The organism is Rhodovulum sp. DZ06 (assembly GCF_050586345.1).
Taxonomy (GTDB): Bacteria; Pseudomonadota; Alphaproteobacteria; order Rhodobacterales; family Rhodobacteraceae; genus JBOCEF01.
The window spans coordinates 41774-56689 of record NZ_JBOCEF010000031.1; the positions used below are offsets into that span (position 1 = coordinate 41774).

Here is a 14916-nt window from a genome sequence, read left to right on the forward strand (position 1 = left end):
GCCCCTCATCCGGCCGCCGCGCGCGGCGGCGCGGCCCCGGATCATGCCGCACTGCGGCGACCACCTCTCCGGGCTAGCCGCATCGCGCCCGTTCTCCGATGCGGCGAAAGGACCGTCGCCCCCGCGCCGCCCCCGCTCACCAGTCGATGGGCCGCTGCGCCCCATGCGCCGCGCGCACGTCCTCGAGCCGCCGGATCACCAGCAGGGTCACGAGGCAGAGCATCGGGAAGGCCTGGAAATAGGTGTTGATGTCGTTGAACTGCCACTGGATGAAGCTCGCCACCAGGATCGCGCGCAGGATCGCCGCGGCCTGGCGTTCCGGCAGGTAGCGCGGCTCGCGCAGCACCCCCTCGGCGCGCAGCTGCAGCCAGACCCAGCGCGCGAAGGCGATGAACATGGCGAAGACCACGATCCCGTAATCGGCCAGCCCCTGCAGGAAGAAATTCTCGATCGCGTGGTCGAGCATGGTCGAGGTGGTGCGCACCCCGTAGCCGAAGATCGGATTCACCGCGATCATGCCGACCACGTTGCTCCAGTGCTCGAACCGCCCCGAGGTGTTGACGGCCGAGCCGGCGTCGCCCGACAGCACCCCCTGGAAGCGCAGCAGCAGGTTGCTGTCGAGCTGCCCGAGGCTGGCGATCCTGAGGCCGGAGAACACCAGCTCCCAGATCGCGACGATGCCGAGCGCGAGCCCGGCCAGGATCAGCACCACCGCCGGGATCCGCCGCATCAGGTCCCGCGACAGCAGCGCGACGATCATGAAGATGCCGCCATTGGCGATGGAGATCCGGGTCTGCGAGTAGTTGAAGGCGAACAGCATGTAAGGCACGAACAGCGCCAGCAGCACGTAAGCAAGCCGCCGCCGCCCCCCGAGGAAGGCGAACAGGATCGCCATCTGGAACACCAGGTTGGCGTGGAAGCCGAAGGCCCCCGTCTCGCCCACGATGCCGCCGAGGCGGTTGACCAGCAGCTCGAACTCGCCCTTGTCCGACGCCGTGGCCAGCGTCTGGTGCGCGTTGAACGCCGTCGACCCTGCGGCATAGGCGAGGCACATGAAGATCGTGAACGCCGCCCCCGCCAGGGCGAAGCGCAGGCCCCATTTCGACATCACGTAGGGCGACGCGCTCATCCTGAAGGCCAGCAGCGCGGGCGCGAACAGGAACACCGTGCGCACGGCATAGAGCATGTTGCGGGTCTGAAGGCTCGGGGCCCATTGCGGCAGCGCCAGCAGCACCAGCAGCGCGACGACCGAGACCGCGAACATCCCCCCGAGGAACAGCAGCAGGTACCGCTCGCCCTTGCCCGCCTTGCCGCCGAGCCACGCATAGCAGAGCAGCGCCATCAGCCCGACGAAATCGGTGGTGCGCGCCACGTCCGGCATCCCGGGGATCGAGATCATGAAGGACGGCAGGCACAGGGTGAAGAACATGAAGAAGACGAGGAAATTCGGCCCCGTCCTGCTGTCGCTGCGCGCCCTGCGCGGCGCGGCGGCGATGTTTGCGTCGGTGGTGGTCATGCGGCCCCTTCGCCGATCAATGTCCCGCTCGGGCCCCGGCGGCGCCCGGTCGCCCGCTGAAATAGGCGTGCGCGGCAGGCGGCCTGAATGCCGCCCCGGCGCCCCGATCCTTCGCGATTCGAACGCCGCCGCACGGGCCGGGGCCCTGCACGCCAAGGGGTTCTAGCACGGGCGCGGGCGGGGCGCATGGTGTCGCGGCGCCGCTCCGCCCCATGGACTTCGCCCGGCGCGGCCTGTCTGCTGGCCCTCGCCATTCTTCCAGGGCGCGCCCCTCGCGCGCCGCACGCATTTCAGAACGAGCCGACCCCGCCCCATGACCGTCTACCACATCCTTCCCGATCATGACCTCGGCGGCGGCGTCACCGTCACCGCGGCGCTGATCCGCTCGATCCTCGCGCTCGGGCGCGGCGACGACCACGTGGCCGTCCTGCCCGAGAACGCGACCCCCCCGATGCGCGCGGTGTTCGAGGACCTGCCCCACCGCATCGCCCCCTATCCCGGCCGCGGCGCGCCCTGGAAGATCGCGAAGGCGATCCTCGGGCTCGGCGCCGGCAAGGGCGACGTGGTCCACGGGCAAGGCACCCGCGCGGCGCTGGCGGCGATGATCGCGCGGCCCCTCGGCGGCGGGTTCCGCACCGCCTACACCGTGCACGGCTTCCACGGGCTGGCACAGCCGGGGCCCTTCCAGGCCCGCGTGCGGCTCGAACGCCTGCTGGCCCGGCGCATGGACGCCACCGTCTTCGTCTCCCACGCCGATGCGGCGCTGGCGCGCGAGGCCGGTCTGCGCCATCGCGGCCCCGCGGTGGTGATCGAGAACGGCATCGCCGCGCCCGAGGTCGCCCCCGACGCGCCGCAGGACATCGACATCCTCTTCGTCGGCCGCATGGTCTACCAGAAGCACCCCCAGGCCTTCATCGAGACGCTGGCGAAGGTCGAAGGCGCCCCCCGCGCGGTCATCATCGGCGCCGGGGAAATGGCCGAGGAGGTGGACGGGCTGATCGCCGAAAAGGGCCTCGCCAACGTGCTGCGCCATGACGGCCTGCCGTTCGCGCAGACGCTGGCGCATATGGGCCGGGCGCGGCTGCTGGTGATGACCTCGCGCTGGGAAGGGCTGCCCACCGTGGCCATCGAGGCGGCGCAGTCGCGGGCCCTCGTCTGCGGCTATGACATCCCGCCGCTGGCCGAGGTGCTGGAGGAGGTGGGGGCCGAGACCCTGACCCCGTCCGACCCCGCCGCGCTGGCGGCGAAGATCACCGCGCTGCTGGATGATGAAGGCGAGCGGCGGGCGCTGGCGGACAAGCTCCATGACCGGGTGCGGGAGCGGTTCTCGCCGCGCGCCATGGCCGAGCGGTATGTCGCCGAGGTCTATGATCCGCTGAGTTGACAGCTGTCATCAAAGGAGGCGGGGGCTTCCGCCCCCGGTCCCCCCAACCAAGGGGGCGGCGCCCCCTTGGGAACCCCCGATGAACTGGGGCGCGCCTGCCGCGGGCGAAACGCTGGCATCGCCGCGCGGGCGCCCGGGCGGCCGCGTGCGCAAGGCCCGGCGCGCGGCTCCGCTCAGCGGCGCTTGCGGCCGGCCTTGGCCTTGGCGATCCGGCCCTTGGAGAGCTTCTTGCGCGGCGCATTGCCCGGCCCGCGGCGCGTGCGGCGCCCCGCATCCGGGCCGCGCCCGCCGCCGCCCGCGGGCGACGGCCCGCCCTCCAGCGACAGAAGCTCGAACAGCAGCCCCCCCGTCACCGGGATCGCCTCCAGCAGCTTCACCCGCGCGCGCTGGCCAAGGCTGATCACCGTCCCCGAACGGTCGCCGATCAGCACCTGGCTGTCCGCATCGTGATGCCAGTACTCGCCGCCGATGGACCCGATCGGCACCAGCCCGTCCGCGCCCGTCTCGTCGAGCTTCACGAAGATCCCGAACCGGGCGATCCCGGCCACCTTGCCCTCGAACTCCGCCCCCACCCGGTCGCGCAGGAAGGCCGAGAGGTAACGGTCGTTCGTGTCCCGCTCGGCGTTCATCGAGCGCCGCTCGGTGAAGGAGATGTGCTGCGCGGTCTCGCGCAGCTCCTGCTCGTCCTCGGGGCGCGGGCCGTCGGGGGCGCCGTCCCCTTCATGCACCGCGATCAGCGCGCGGTGCACGATCAGGTCGGCATAGCGCCGGATGGGCGAGGTGAAATGGGCGTAGAGGCGCAGGTTCAGGCCGAAATGCCCCAGCGCCTCGGTCCCGTAATAGGCCTGGGTCTGGGCGCGCAGCACGCTGATATTGATGAACTCGGCGAAATCGGTGCCCGCGGCCTGGTCCAGCAGCCGGTTGAACTGCGCCGTGGTCGTCACCTGCCCGCGCGCCAGCGCCAGCCCGACGCTCTCGGCCTGCTCGCGCAGCGCGTCGACCTTCTCGGGGCCCGGTTCCTCGTGCACGCGGTAGACGGCGGCGCGGCGGGCGCCGTTCAGCGTCTCGGCCGCGCAGACATTGGCGAGGATCATGAACTCCTCGATCAGCCGATGCGCGTCGAGCCGGTCGCGGAACGAGACGTTCAGCACCTCGCCCTCCTCCGACAGCTCGATCTTGCGCTCCGGCAGGTCGAGGTCGAGCGGCTGGCGCCGGCCCTTCTGCGCCGTCGCGGCGCGCCAGGCGGCATAAAGGTCCGCGAGCGGCCCGGCCAGCGCCTCGGTATCCGCGTCGAGCTTGCCGTCATCGGCGGCCTGCGCCTGCTGATAGGTCAGCGAGGCGGCCGAGCGCATCAGCCCGCGGGTGAAGCGGTGGGCGATCTTCTTGCCGTCCGCGTCCAGCACCATGCGCACGGCGATGCAGGCCCGGTCGACGCCTTCATGCAAGGAACAGAGATCCGCCGACAGCGCCTCCGGCAGCATCGGCACCACGCGGTCGGGGAAATAGGTCGAATTCCCGCGCCGCCGCGCCTCCTTGTCGATGGAAGAGCCGGGACGCACGTAATGGGCGACATCGGCGATGGCGACCCAGACGATCCAGCCGCCCTCGTTCTCGGGGTCCTCATCCGGCAGCGCGCAGACCGCGTCGTCATGGTCGCGCGCATCCGCCGGGTCGATGGTCAGAAGGGGGATGCCGCGCAGGTCCTCGCGCTCGCCCAGCTCCACCGGGGCGGCGGCCTCGGCCTCGTCCAGCGCGTCCTGCGGCCAGTCGGTCGGGATGCCGTGTTCTTCAATGGCGATCAGCGAGACGGCGCGCGGGGCCATCGGGTCGCCCAGCACCTTGACCACCTGCACCCGCGGAGGCCCGTAGGAATGGCGCGATTTCGGCAGCAGCTCGGCCTCGACCAGCTCGCCGTCCTGCGCGTCCCCCTGCTTGCCCTCGGGGACCAGCCAGTCCTTGGCCTCGCCCTTCGAGACGGGGACCACCCGCCCGCCGCGCTGGTCGGCGCGGTAGACGCCCATGATGCGCTTGGGGCCCGAGCCGATCTTCTTGATGACCTTGGCCGCGAAGGCATGGTCCTCGGCCTCGGGCGTTTCCTCGAGCTTGCAGAGGATCCGGTCGCCCTCGCCGAAGCTCTCCCCCTGGCGGGCCGAGCGGATGATGATGCGCGGCGCGGCGTCCTCGCCCTCCCAGTGCTCGGGGGTCGCGAAGACGTCGCCATCGGCGTCGGGGGCGCCGGCGATCAGCACCGCGACGGGCGGCAGCGCGCCCTTGATCGACGCGCGGCGGCGGCGGGTGTCGATCAGCCCGTCCTCGGCCATCTCGCGCAGCACGCGCTTGAGCTCGACCCGCTCCGCGCCCTTGATGCCGAACGCCTTGGCGATGTCGCGCTTGGTGGCGCTCTGCGGATTGCGGCGGACCCAGTCGAGGATTTCGTCGCGCGTCGGGAAGGGGGCGGGTTTCCTGCTCATCTCCGCCCCCTAGCACGGGCCGCGCGGTCTGGCGAGACGCCGCATGGGTGACGCGGGGGCGGTTTCGTGCCAGCGTCGAGCGGGGACGGCGTTTTGCGGCCCCGATGCACAGTGATTGAACAGATCAATTCGAGAGACGGGAGGCCGATATGGCCAACAAGCAGCTCAGGGCGGCCGCCGACCAGGTGGCGACGGTCCTGTCGATGGTGATGCGCGGCGGCGCAGGCGAGGGCGGAGGCAAGGGCGCGGAGATGGCGCTGCGCCGGGCGCAGCAGGTGCTGGCGCAGGCGCCGCTCCAGTCCGCCGAGGTCCGCGGGGCGTGGAAGATGGATGCGGGCGGGCTGCACCGGCGTTTCGCGCAGTTCGTGGAGCGGTCGCGGGCCTCCTCGGCGCCGCTGCAGCAGCTGGAGAAGGATCTCGAGGCGCTGCAGGCCGACTGGGCGCGGGGCGGCGGCGGCGCTTCGGCGGGCAAGCATGGCACCGGCGGCGGGGCCGGCAAGGCGACGTTCCAGGACCTGTCGATGACCAAGGTCGTCGGCGACGGGATGTCCCACAAGGTCAAGTACGGCTCGGTCAAATACGGCTGGAAGGGGTCGAGCCTGAAATGGGGGCCGCGGTCGGTCAAGACGCTGCAGGATGAAAGCCACCCGGTGCTCGAGGCCGTGTTCGGCCTGCAATGGGCGATCGTTGCGGGGCACGTGCTGCTGCGCGGCGACGCGCAGGGCGTGAAGTATGAGCGCACGCGGGTGATCGCGCGGATGCAGGACGAGGTGGCGGACGCCCGCGCCGCCTCGGCCTGAGGGTTGGGGCGTCCGGGCCGGGCTTGAAGCGGGGCTTGAGGCGGGGCGCGCCGCCGCCAAGCGGCGGCTGCGGGCGCGCGCGGGGGGCGCAGCCCCTCTCCGCGCGGACGCAAGGCCCCCCGCGCGATGCGCCCGGCGGGTGCGGGCGGGCTTGGGGGGCATGAAGCCCCCGCGCGCCCGCCCGCGCCGCGCGCCGCGGGCCGTGGACGCAGATGAAAAAGGCCGGGACCCGCGCGCGGCGGTCCCGGCCTTCATCGTCCTGGCCCGAGGGCGGGCGGCCCGGCTCAGTCGTCGAGCACGTCGCCCGCGTCGCCGTCATCGGCGGCCCCGGCCGCGGCCTTCTTCGCGGCGGGCTTTTTCGCCGCGGGCTTCTTCGCGGCGGGCTTCTTCTTCGCCGCCGCCTTTTTCGCCGGGGCCTTCTTGCCCGAGATGGTCTTGCCGTCCTTCTCCATCTTCGCGGCGATCAGCTTGACCGCCTCGTCCATGGTCAGCTGGTCCGGCTCGGTCCCCTTGGGCAGGGTCGCGTTGATCTTGCCGCATTTCACATACGGCCCGTAGCGGCCCGAATGCACCGTCACCGGCTCCCCGGCCTCGGGGTGATCGCCAAGCTCGGCGATCGGCGCCGCCGCGGCCCCGCGCCCGCCGCGGCCCGCCAGCTTCTGCGCGATCAGGTCCACGGCGCGATTCAGGCCCAGCGTCATCACGTCATCGGCCTGGATCGAGGCGTAGACCGGCTTGGGCTTGGTCTTGTCCTCGGGGCCCTTGGGCTTGGCCCACATCACGTAAGGCCCGAAGCGGCCGAAATTGGTGGACAGCATCCCGCCATCCGGGTGCTCGCCCACCTCGCGCGGCAGGCTCAGCAGCTCGAGCGCCTTTTCCAGCGTCAGCTCCTCGGCCGAGACGCCCTTGGGCAGGGACGAGCGCTTGGGCTTCTGCTTGCTCTCGGGGTCTTCCTCGCCGAGCTGCACGTAGGGGCCGAACCGGCCCATGCGCAGGATCACCGGGTCGCCCCCGTCGTTGCGCCCCAGGATCTTGCCGTCGAGGGCCGCGGCCTCGGCGTCCTGCTCATCCGCGTTCAGCGGCCGGGTGTAGCGGCACTCGGGGTAGCGGTTGCAGCCGATGAAGGCGCCGCCGGAGCGCGCCGTCTTCAGCCCCAGCCGCCCCTGGCCGCAGACCGGGCAGACCCGCGGATCGGTCCCGTCGCCCGGATCGGGGAACAGGTGGGGCCCGAGCGCCTCGTCGATCTTGTCGATGACGTCGGAGATCCGCAGCTCGGCCGTGTCGTCCAGCGCCGCCTTGAAGTCGCGCCAGAAGTGGTCGAGCACCTTCTTCCAGTCGATCCGCCCGCCGGAGACGTCGTCGAGCTCTTCCTCCAGCTTCGCGGTGAAGTCATAGGAGACGTAGCGCGAGAAGTAGTTGGACAGGAAAATGGTCACCAGCCGCCCCTTGTCCTCGGGGACCAGGCGGTTGCGGTCCTTCACGACATAGCCGCGGTCCTGGATCGTGGTGACGATCGAGGCGTAGGTGGAGGGGCGCCCGATGCCGAGCTCCTCCATCCGTTTCACCAGCGTCGCCTCGGTGTAGCGCGGCGGGGGCTGGGTGTGGTGCTGCTGGGCGAGGACGCCGCCCTGCCCCTCGGCCACCGCGGCGGGGCCGGCCTTGGCGTCGGCTTCCACGGCGGCGGCCTGCAGGCGCTGCGCCTCGGCGGCGTAGGCGCCCGAGACGAGCTTCGGGGCCTCGCCCTCGGAGATCGCGGGAAGGCGGGCGCCGTCCTCGTCATCGCCCCCGGCGGCGTCGTCGTCGCGCCCCTCGGTATAGACCTTCATGAAGCCGTCGAACTTCACCACCTGGCCGGTGGCGCGCAGGGTGCAGGCGCCGCCGCGATCCTCGATGATCACCGTGGTGCGTTCGAGCCGCGCGGCCTCCATCTGCGAGGCGAGGGTGCGCTTCCAGATCAGGTCGTAGAGCTTGCGCTGCTCGGGTTCCAGCGACCCGAGATCATCGGCGCTGCGGGCCATGTCGGTGGGCCGGATGCACTCATGCGCTTCCTGGGCGTTCTTGGCCTTGTTCTTGTAGATCCGCGGCTTGTCCGGGACATAGGCGTCGCCGTAGCGGTCCTTGATGGCGCCGCGGGCGGCCTCCACGGCCTCGGGGGCCATGTCGATGCCGTCGGTCCGCATATAGGTGATGTGCCCGGCTTCATAGAGGCGTTGGGCCGCGGCCATGGCCGCCTTGGCGCCCATGCCGAACTTGCGCGACGCCTCCTGCTGGAGGGTCGAGGTCATGAAGGGCGGGCTGGGGTTGCGCGTGCCGGGCCGGGCTTCGACCGAGGTTACCCGCAGGTCCGAGCGGGCCACGGCGGCGGCGGCGGCGGCAGCCTTATCATGGTTCCCGAGGTCGTAGCGGTCGAGCTTCTCACCCTTCAGATGCGTGAGACGCGCCTCGTACCGGGCGTCGGCGGCATTGGCGAGCATGGCGCGCACGGACCAGTACTCGGTCGCGCGGAAGGCCTCGATCTCCATCTCCCGCTCGACGATCAGGCGCAGGCAGACGGACTGCACGCGGCCTGCCGACTTGGCGCCGGGCAGCTTGCGCCACAGGACCGGAGAGAGGCGGAAGCCCACGAGATAGTCGAGCGCGCGGCGGGCGAGATAGGCCTCGACCAGCTCCATGTCGATCTCGCGCGGGTTGGCGATGGCCTGTTTGACCGCGGTCTTGGTGATGGCGTTGAAGGCGACGCGGCGCACGGTGGTGGTCTTGCGGATGGCGCGGCGCTTCTTGAGCGCCTCCATCAGGTGCCAGGAGATCGCCTCGCCCTCGCGGTCCGGGTCGGTGGCGAGGATCAGTTCGTCCGCGTCGTCGGCGCGCAGGGCGTTGGCGATGTCCGAGACGCGCTTGGAGGCCTTGGGGTCGACCTCCCACTGCATTTCCCAGTCATGGTCGGGATCGACCGAGCCGTCCTTGCCCTTGAGGTCCCGAACATGCCCGTAGCTGGCCAGAACGGTGTAGTCCTTCCCCAGGTAGGCGTTGATGGTCTTGGCCTTGGCCGGGGATTCGACGACGACGACCGCCATGTGCGCGGACCTCCGTGAGAGTTCTTGGACCTGTCAGCCCGGGCTTATGCGCGGGGCGCAAGCGGCCTGTCAATCGGACCGGGGCGCGCGGTCGGGCCCCGGGACGGAGGGGCGGCCGGGCCGCTGCGCCGTCCCCTCTTTTGTAGGGCGTGAGCGGACAAGGCAAGGGGCGCGGGGTGGATCGGACCGCGTGGCGCAACGCGCGGACCGCATGGCCGCGACGGTTTCGGGCCAGACATCCGAGCCTTCGGGCGGCGGCGCGGGGGGCGGGGTTGCGACCGGTCGGCGCCCCCGGAGGAGCGGGCGGCGTCGGGGGGCGCGGGGCCCCCGCTCCGCCGCCCGCGCCCGCGCCGTGGGACGAAAGTCGGAGGGCGGCCCGGGGGCGCGGGACGGGCGCGCGGATCCGGCCTTGCGCAGGGCACGGGCCGCCCGGAGCCCGCCGCCGCGCCGAAACCTGCAGACGGCGCGGCGGCGGGGCCGGATGGGAGGAGGACGGCACGCCGCCGCCTCAGTCCCCGGGCCGCAGCGCCAGCATCCCCCCGGGGCGGCGGTCGAGCCGCCCGGCGAGTTCGAGTTCCAGCAGCGCGTCCGAGAGGGCCGCGAGATCGGCGCCGGTGAGGCGCGCGAGCTCGTCCTCCTCGACCGGGGCGAGGCCCAGGAGTTCGGCCACGTCGCGGCGCAGGGCCGCATCCGCGCCACCCGCCCGGGGGCGGAACAGCGCCGCCGCCTCGGCCATCCCGTCGGGCCGCCCGGTTCCGACCGAGCGGGCCGGGCGCAGCCCCTGCTCCAGCGCCTCGATCACGTCCTCATGCCCGCGCACCAGGGGCGCCCCCTCGCGGATCAGGGCGTTGCCGCCCGCCGCGCGCGGGTCCATCGGGGCGCCGGGCACGGCCATCACCTCGCGCCCCTGCTCGAGCGCGAAACTGGCGGTGATGAGGGAGCCGGAGCGCTCGGCCGCCTCGATCACCACCACGGCGCGCGAGAGGCCGGAGACGATTCGATTGCGCCGCGGGAAATGGCGTCCCTGCGGGTGCAGGCCCATCGGCGCCTCGGAGAGGATAAGGCCTTCCTCGCCGATGCGCGCCATCAGGTCGGCGTTCTCGGGCGGGTAGGCGATGTCGACGCCGCCCGCCACCACGGCGATGGTGCCCGCTTGGGCGTCGAGCGCGCCTTCATGCGCCGCCGCGTCCACCCCGCGCGCAAGGCCCGAGACCGTGACCCAGCCCGCGTCGCCGAGGCCATGGGCCATTTCCCGCGCCATGCGCAGCCCGAGGGCCGAGGCGTTGCGCCCGCCGATCACCGCGACGCCGGACTTGGCCGCCAGCTCCGTGCGCCCGCGGGCCCAGATGAAGGGCGGCGCGTCGGGGATGTGAGAGAGCGCGGCCGGGTAGCCCGCCCTGCCCTGCGCCAGCATCGCCGCGCCCACGTTCAGCGCCGCCTCGACCTCCAGCGCCGCGTCTTCTTCCGAGCACAGGCGGTAATTCTTCAGCCCGCCCCCGGCGGCGAGGCGCGGCAGCGCCTCGAGCGCCTTGGCAGGCGTGCCGAACCGGGCCAGCAGGCGCCGGAAGCTCGCCGGTCCGACATTGCGGCTGCGCGCCAGGCGCACATAGTCGAGCGCCTCCAGCGCCGTGACGGGCGCGGGTTCGACGGATCGGGCGTGAATGTCGAGGGTCATCTGCATGGCGGCCGGGCCCCGAATTGGTTAACCGACCTCCATCTGCCCCCAGCGGGGTTAAACAGGGGTTAAAGAGACCCCATTCCCTTGCATGGGCGCCGCTCAGCCCTTCTTGCCGATCTTCGGCTCGGTCCCCGCCAGCAGGCGCGCGATATTGGCATGGTGGCGGGCGAAGACCACCGCGGCGGCGATGGCGATGGGAATGACCGCCTCGGGGCGGCCGACGGCGTAGACCAGCGCCGGGGTCAGCGCGATGGCGACGAGGGCCGAGAGCGACGAGATGCGGAAGGCGAAGGCCATGGCGAGCCACAGCAGGCACGCGCCGACCCCCGCCAGCGGCGCCAGCGCCAGCAGCACGCCGAGCGCGGTGGCGACCCCCTTGCCGCCGCGGAACCGCAGCCAGACCGGGAAGCAATGCCCCAGCACCGCGAACAGCGCCGCCAGCGCCGCCGCGTCGCGGCCCGCCAGCGCGCCCGCGATCAGCACCGCCGCGACGCCCTTCAGCCCGTCGAGCAGCAACACCGCCGCCGCCGCCTTCTTGGACCCCGTCCGCAGCACGTTGGTCGCGCCGATATTGCCCGAGCCGATGGACCGCAGGTCCCCCAGCCCCGCCAGCCGCGTGACCAGCACGCCGAAGGGGATCGAGCCCAGGAGGTAACCCAGCAGGCAGGCGCCGATCAGCCAGGGCGCGGCCTCGTCCAGCCCCGGCGCGGCGGTCTCGCCCATCAGGGCGCGGAGCCATTCGGGCATCATGCCGGGGCCCCTTCGCGGGCGTAGACCTCGCGCCCCGCCACGAAGGTGCGCAGCACCCGGCCCTCCATCCGCCGCCCGTCATAGGGGGTGTTCTTGGAGCGGGATTCGAGCCCGAACCGGTCCATCACGAAGGGCGCGTTCGGGTCGAACAGCACCAGGTCCGCGGGGGCGCCGACGGACAGCCGCCCGCCGGGCAGCCCCAGCAGCCGCGCGGGCGCGAGCGAGAGGCGCGCGAACAGCGCCGCGAGGTCCAGCGCCCCCGCGGCGCGCAGCTGCATCGCGGCCGAGAGCAGCGTCTCCAGCCCGATGGCGCCGCGGGCGGCGATCTCGAACGGGACGCGCTTGGTTTCCTCGTCCTGCGGCATGTGGGCCGAGGTGATCACGTCGATCACCCCCTCGGCCACGCCCTCGACCAGCGCCATGCGGTCGTCTTCCGAGCGGAGCGGCGGGTCGAACTTGAAGAAGGTCCGCCACTCCCCGATGTCGAATTCGTTGAGCGTCAGGTGGTGAATCGAGGCGGAGGCGGAGACCTTCAGGCCGCGCGCCTTGGCGGCGCGGATGCGCTCGACGCCTTCGGCGGTGGAGACCTGGTCGGCATGGTAGCGGGCGCCGGTGATCTCCACGAGGGCGAGGTCGCGCTCCAGCATGATCCGCTCCGCCGCCGGGGGCACGCCGGGCAGGCCGAGCTTGGTGGCGAAGAAGCCTTCCGTGGCGCAGCCGGCCTTCGACAGGGTCGGCTCCTGCGGGTGATGCACCACCAGCGCGCCGATGGAGGCGGCGTAGGACAGGCAGCGGCGGAACACCACGGGGTTGGCGACCGGGGTCGGCCCGTCGGTGAAGGCGACCGCGCCGGCGTCCTGCAGGAAGCCCATCTCGGACATGGTCTTGCCTTCGAGGCCGCCGGTGAGGGCGCCCATGACGCGGACATTGACGGGGCAGATTTCATCCGCGCGGCGGCGGATGGATTCCACCACCGCCGGGTCGTCGATCACCGGGTCGGTCATCGGCTGGGCGATGATCGTGGTGACGCCGCCTGCCGCGGCGGCCAGCCCGCCGGTGCGGTAGCTTTCGCGGTGGCGGAAGCCCGGCTCGCCGATGAAGACGTTCATGTCGATGATGCCGGGGGCGAGCGCCTTGCCGCCGCAGTCGATCACCTGCGCCGCCGGGCCGTCCGGGTCGGCGATGAGGCCGTTTTCGACGCGCAGGTCCCCGAGGGTCTCGGTCCCCGCCTCGGGGTCGACCAGCAGGGCGTTTTTCAGCAGAAGGCTCATGTCCGGTCTCCGGCAAGTTCGGCATGGTCAGGGGCGGCGGGCGCGGCGGGCGGGCCGGGGGGCCGCACGCCCGCCTGCGCCAGGATGGAGAGAACGGCGGAGGGATCGGCGAGGCCGACGAAGCCCGGAAGCGCGTGCAGGTCCAGGATCCGGTCGCCCCCCTCGAAGCGCGCCGCGTCGGGATGGGGCGCGAAGACCACCGCGTCGGGCCGCACGCGGCGGATAAGGCCCGGGCGCAGCGGCCAGCCGCGCAGCGCGCGCCCGTTCCAGGCCAGCGCCTGCCGGTCGGTCACCGCATAGCGGGCCGCGGCCAGCGCGGCGCGGCCCGCGGTCCAGGCGGCCCAGGCGGTCGTCGCGCCGCCGAGCGCGAGGAGCGCGCCGACGCCCGGCGCATCGCCGACCAGCCCGGCCATGGACGCGAGACCGAAGGCGCACACCGCCCCGCCGGCGACGCAGGCCCCGAGCACCACCGGCGACCGGAGCGGCGCGCCCTCGGCGGCGCGGCCGGTCCACAGGATCGTCTCGCCCGGCGCCGTCCAGGCCCGGAACAGGCGCAGATCCTCCGCCTCGGCGGCCGAGCGCGGGGGATCGCCCGCTTCCCGCGCCGCGGCGGGGACCCCGTCGCCGCTCACCCCGCGTCCTCCGCCGGGATGTTGCGCGCCAGCAGGTCCATCACCGCCATGCGGGCGGCGACGCCCATCTCCACCTGCTCGGCGATCACCGAGCGGGCGAGGTCGTCGGCGACCAGGCTGTCGATCTCCACCCCCCGGTTCATCGGGCCCGGGTGCATGACGATGGCGTCGTCCTTCGCATGGGCCAGCTTCTGGTGGTCGAGGCCGAAGCGGTGGAAATACTCGCGGCGGGAGGGAAGGAACGCGCCGTCCATCCGCTCCTGCTGAAGGCGCAGCATCATCACCACGTCGGCGCCCTTCAGCCCCTCCTCCATGTCGTGGAACACCTCGACGCCGTATTTGTCGATGTCCGGGGGAAGGAGCGTCGGCGGGGCGATGACGCGCACCCGCGCCTCCATCAACCCCAGCAGGATCATGTTGGAGCGCGCCACGCGGCTGTGGGCGACGTCGCCGCAGATGGCGACGGTGAGGCGGTGCAGCCGCCCCTTGGCGCGGCGGATGGTCAGCGCGTCGAGGAGCGCCTGCGTCGGGTGCTCATGCCGCCCGTCGCCGGCGTTGATGACCGAGGCGTCGACTTTTTCCGACAAGAGCTTCACCGCGCCCGAATGCTGGTGGCGCACCACGATCAGGTCCGGGTGCATGGCGTTGAGCGTCGCGGCCGTGTCCAGCAGCGTCTCGCCCTTGGCGATGGAGCTGGTCTTGACCGACATGTTCATCACGTCGGCGCCGAGCCGCTTGCCCGCCAGTTCGAACGACGCCTGGGTGCGGGTCGAGTTCTCGAAGAACAGGTTGATCTGGGTGAGGCCCCGCAGCACCGAGGATTTCTTGTCCCGGCGGCGGTTCTGCAGGACGTACTCGTCCGCGAGGTCCAGCACCGCGGTGACGTCGAGCGGGCCCAGCCCCTCGATCCCGAGCAGGTGGCGATGCGCGAAATGGTGGGTCATGGGCGCTTTCCCCGGGGCAAGGGCCGCGCGAGGTGAGGGGCGGCCCGGGTCGTGATCGCCCCCCTTTACCGCGAAGCGGGGCGGGCCGAAACCCGTCGCGGCGCCGCTGGGGCGCCCGCGGGGCCTCGGGGCGCATCGCGGGGGGACGGACACGCAGGCCTGGCGTCGAGCGCAGCCGCGCGCTCGTCTGAATTGGGCGCTGCCGCGCACTTGTTCGAATTGGGCGCTGCCGCGCATGCGTCTGAATTGGGCGCTGCCGCGCACCCGTCTGAATTGGGCGCTGCCGCGCACCCGTCTGAATTGGGCGCTGCCGCGCACCCGTCTGAATTGGGCGCTGCCGCGCACCCGTCTGAATTGGGCGCTGCCGCGCACCCGTCTGAATTGGGCGCTGCCGCG

Annotated in this window: 10 protein-coding genes; 2 read left to right on the top strand and 8 right to left on the bottom strand. The window is 72.4% G+C overall.

The genetic code is table 11. From position 1 onward, the window contains the following. Positions 1-136: 136 nt before the first annotated feature. Positions 137-1516: an O-antigen ligase family protein gene (locus ACQ5SO_RS13915; RefSeq protein WP_430942216.1), complete on the bottom strand. Its 1380-nt coding sequence runs from the start codon at positions 1514-1516 to the stop codon at positions 137-139. 313 nt (positions 1517-1829) lie between these two features. On the opposite strand from ACQ5SO_RS13915, the gene ACQ5SO_RS13920 reads away from it, so the two are divergent. Beyond that, positions 1830-2900 carry a glycosyltransferase family 4 protein gene (locus ACQ5SO_RS13920; protein ID WP_430942217.1) on the top strand — a complete coding sequence of 357 codons (1071 nt, stop codon included), beginning with the start codon at positions 1830-1832 and terminating at the stop codon, positions 2898-2900. A 173-nt stretch (positions 2901-3073) separates the two neighbouring features. Here ACQ5SO_RS13920 and rnr read toward each other — a convergent pair whose 3' ends face one another. Further along, the gene (gene rnr, locus ACQ5SO_RS13925; RefSeq protein ID WP_430942218.1) at positions 3074-5371 is read right to left on the bottom strand and encodes a ribonuclease R; all 2298 of its coding nucleotides are present in this window, start codon (positions 5369-5371) and stop codon (positions 3074-3076) included. A gap of 149 nt (positions 5372-5520) precedes the next feature. On the opposite strand from rnr, the gene ACQ5SO_RS13930 reads away from it, so the two are divergent. Then, entirely contained in the window at positions 5521-6171 is a 651-nt protein-coding gene (locus tag ACQ5SO_RS13930; RefSeq protein WP_430942219.1) for a hypothetical protein, read from the top strand. A 284-nt stretch (positions 6172-6455) separates the two neighbouring features. Here ACQ5SO_RS13930 and topA read toward each other — a convergent pair whose 3' ends face one another. From topA to ACQ5SO_RS13960, 6 genes are all read right to left on the bottom strand, one after another. After that, a complete protein-coding gene (gene topA / locus ACQ5SO_RS13935; RefSeq protein WP_430942220.1) occupies positions 6456-9245 on the bottom strand; it encodes a type I DNA topoisomerase in 2790 nt (929 codons plus the stop codon). Between the two features lie 508 nt (positions 9246-9753). Next, a complete protein-coding gene (dprA, locus tag ACQ5SO_RS13940) occupies positions 9754-10920 on the bottom strand; it encodes a DNA-processing protein DprA (RefSeq protein ID WP_430942226.1) in 1167 nt (388 codons plus the stop codon). A gap of 102 nt (positions 10921-11022) precedes the next feature. After that, positions 11023-11670, bottom strand: coding sequence for a glycerol-3-phosphate 1-O-acyltransferase PlsY (plsY, locus tag ACQ5SO_RS13945; RefSeq protein ID WP_430942221.1), 648 nt, complete (start codon positions 11668-11670; stop codon positions 11023-11025). Then, positions 11670-12944, bottom strand: a complete 1275-nt coding sequence (pyrC, locus tag ACQ5SO_RS13950; protein WP_430942222.1) for a dihydroorotase — start codon at positions 12942-12944, stop codon at positions 11670-11672. The genes plsY and pyrC overlap by 1 nt, the downstream gene beginning before the upstream one ends. Further along, positions 12941-13576 (bottom strand): hypothetical protein, encoded by a 636-nt coding sequence (locus tag ACQ5SO_RS13955; protein WP_430942223.1) that lies wholly within the window; start codon positions 13574-13576, stop codon positions 12941-12943. The genes pyrC and ACQ5SO_RS13955 overlap by 4 nt, the downstream gene beginning before the upstream one ends. Beyond that, positions 13573-14520, bottom strand: coding sequence for an aspartate carbamoyltransferase catalytic subunit (locus ACQ5SO_RS13960; RefSeq protein ID WP_430942224.1), 948 nt, complete (start codon positions 14518-14520; stop codon positions 13573-13575). Before ACQ5SO_RS13960 ends, ACQ5SO_RS13955 begins: the two co-directional genes overlap by 4 nt. Between the last annotated feature and the right edge of the window lie 396 nt (positions 14521-14916).

Excerpts from the sequence above, each read along its gene's own strand:
- rnr (WP_430942218.1), bottom strand. The coding sequence starts at position 5,371 with ATGAGCAGGAAACCCGCCCCCTTCCCGACGCGCGACGAAATCCTCGAC.
- ACQ5SO_RS13920 (WP_430942217.1), top strand. The coding sequence starts at position 1,830 with ATGACCGTCTACCACATCCTTCCCGATCATGACCTCGGCGGCGGCGTC.
- topA (WP_430942220.1), bottom strand. The coding sequence starts at position 9,245 with ATGGCGGTCGTCGTCGTCGAATCCCCGGCCAAGGCCAAGACCATCAAC.
- plsY (WP_430942221.1), bottom strand. The coding sequence starts at position 11,670 with ATGCCCGAATGGCTCCGCGCCCTGATGGGCGAGACCGCCGCGCCGGGG.
- dprA (WP_430942226.1), bottom strand. The coding sequence starts at position 10,920 with ATGACCCTCGACATTCACGCCCGATCCGTCGAACCCGCGCCCGTCACG.
- ACQ5SO_RS13915 (WP_430942216.1), bottom strand. The coding sequence starts at position 1,516 with ATGACCACCACCGACGCAAACATCGCCGCCGCGCCGCGCAGGGCGCGC.
- ACQ5SO_RS13960 (WP_430942224.1), bottom strand. The coding sequence starts at position 14,520 with ATGACCCACCATTTCGCGCATCGCCACCTGCTCGGGATCGAGGGGCTG.
- pyrC (WP_430942222.1), bottom strand. The coding sequence starts at position 12,944 with ATGAGCCTTCTGCTGAAAAACGCCCTGCTGGTCGACCCCGAGGCGGGG.
- ACQ5SO_RS13930 (WP_430942219.1), top strand. The coding sequence starts at position 5,521 with ATGGCCAACAAGCAGCTCAGGGCGGCCGCCGACCAGGTGGCGACGGTC.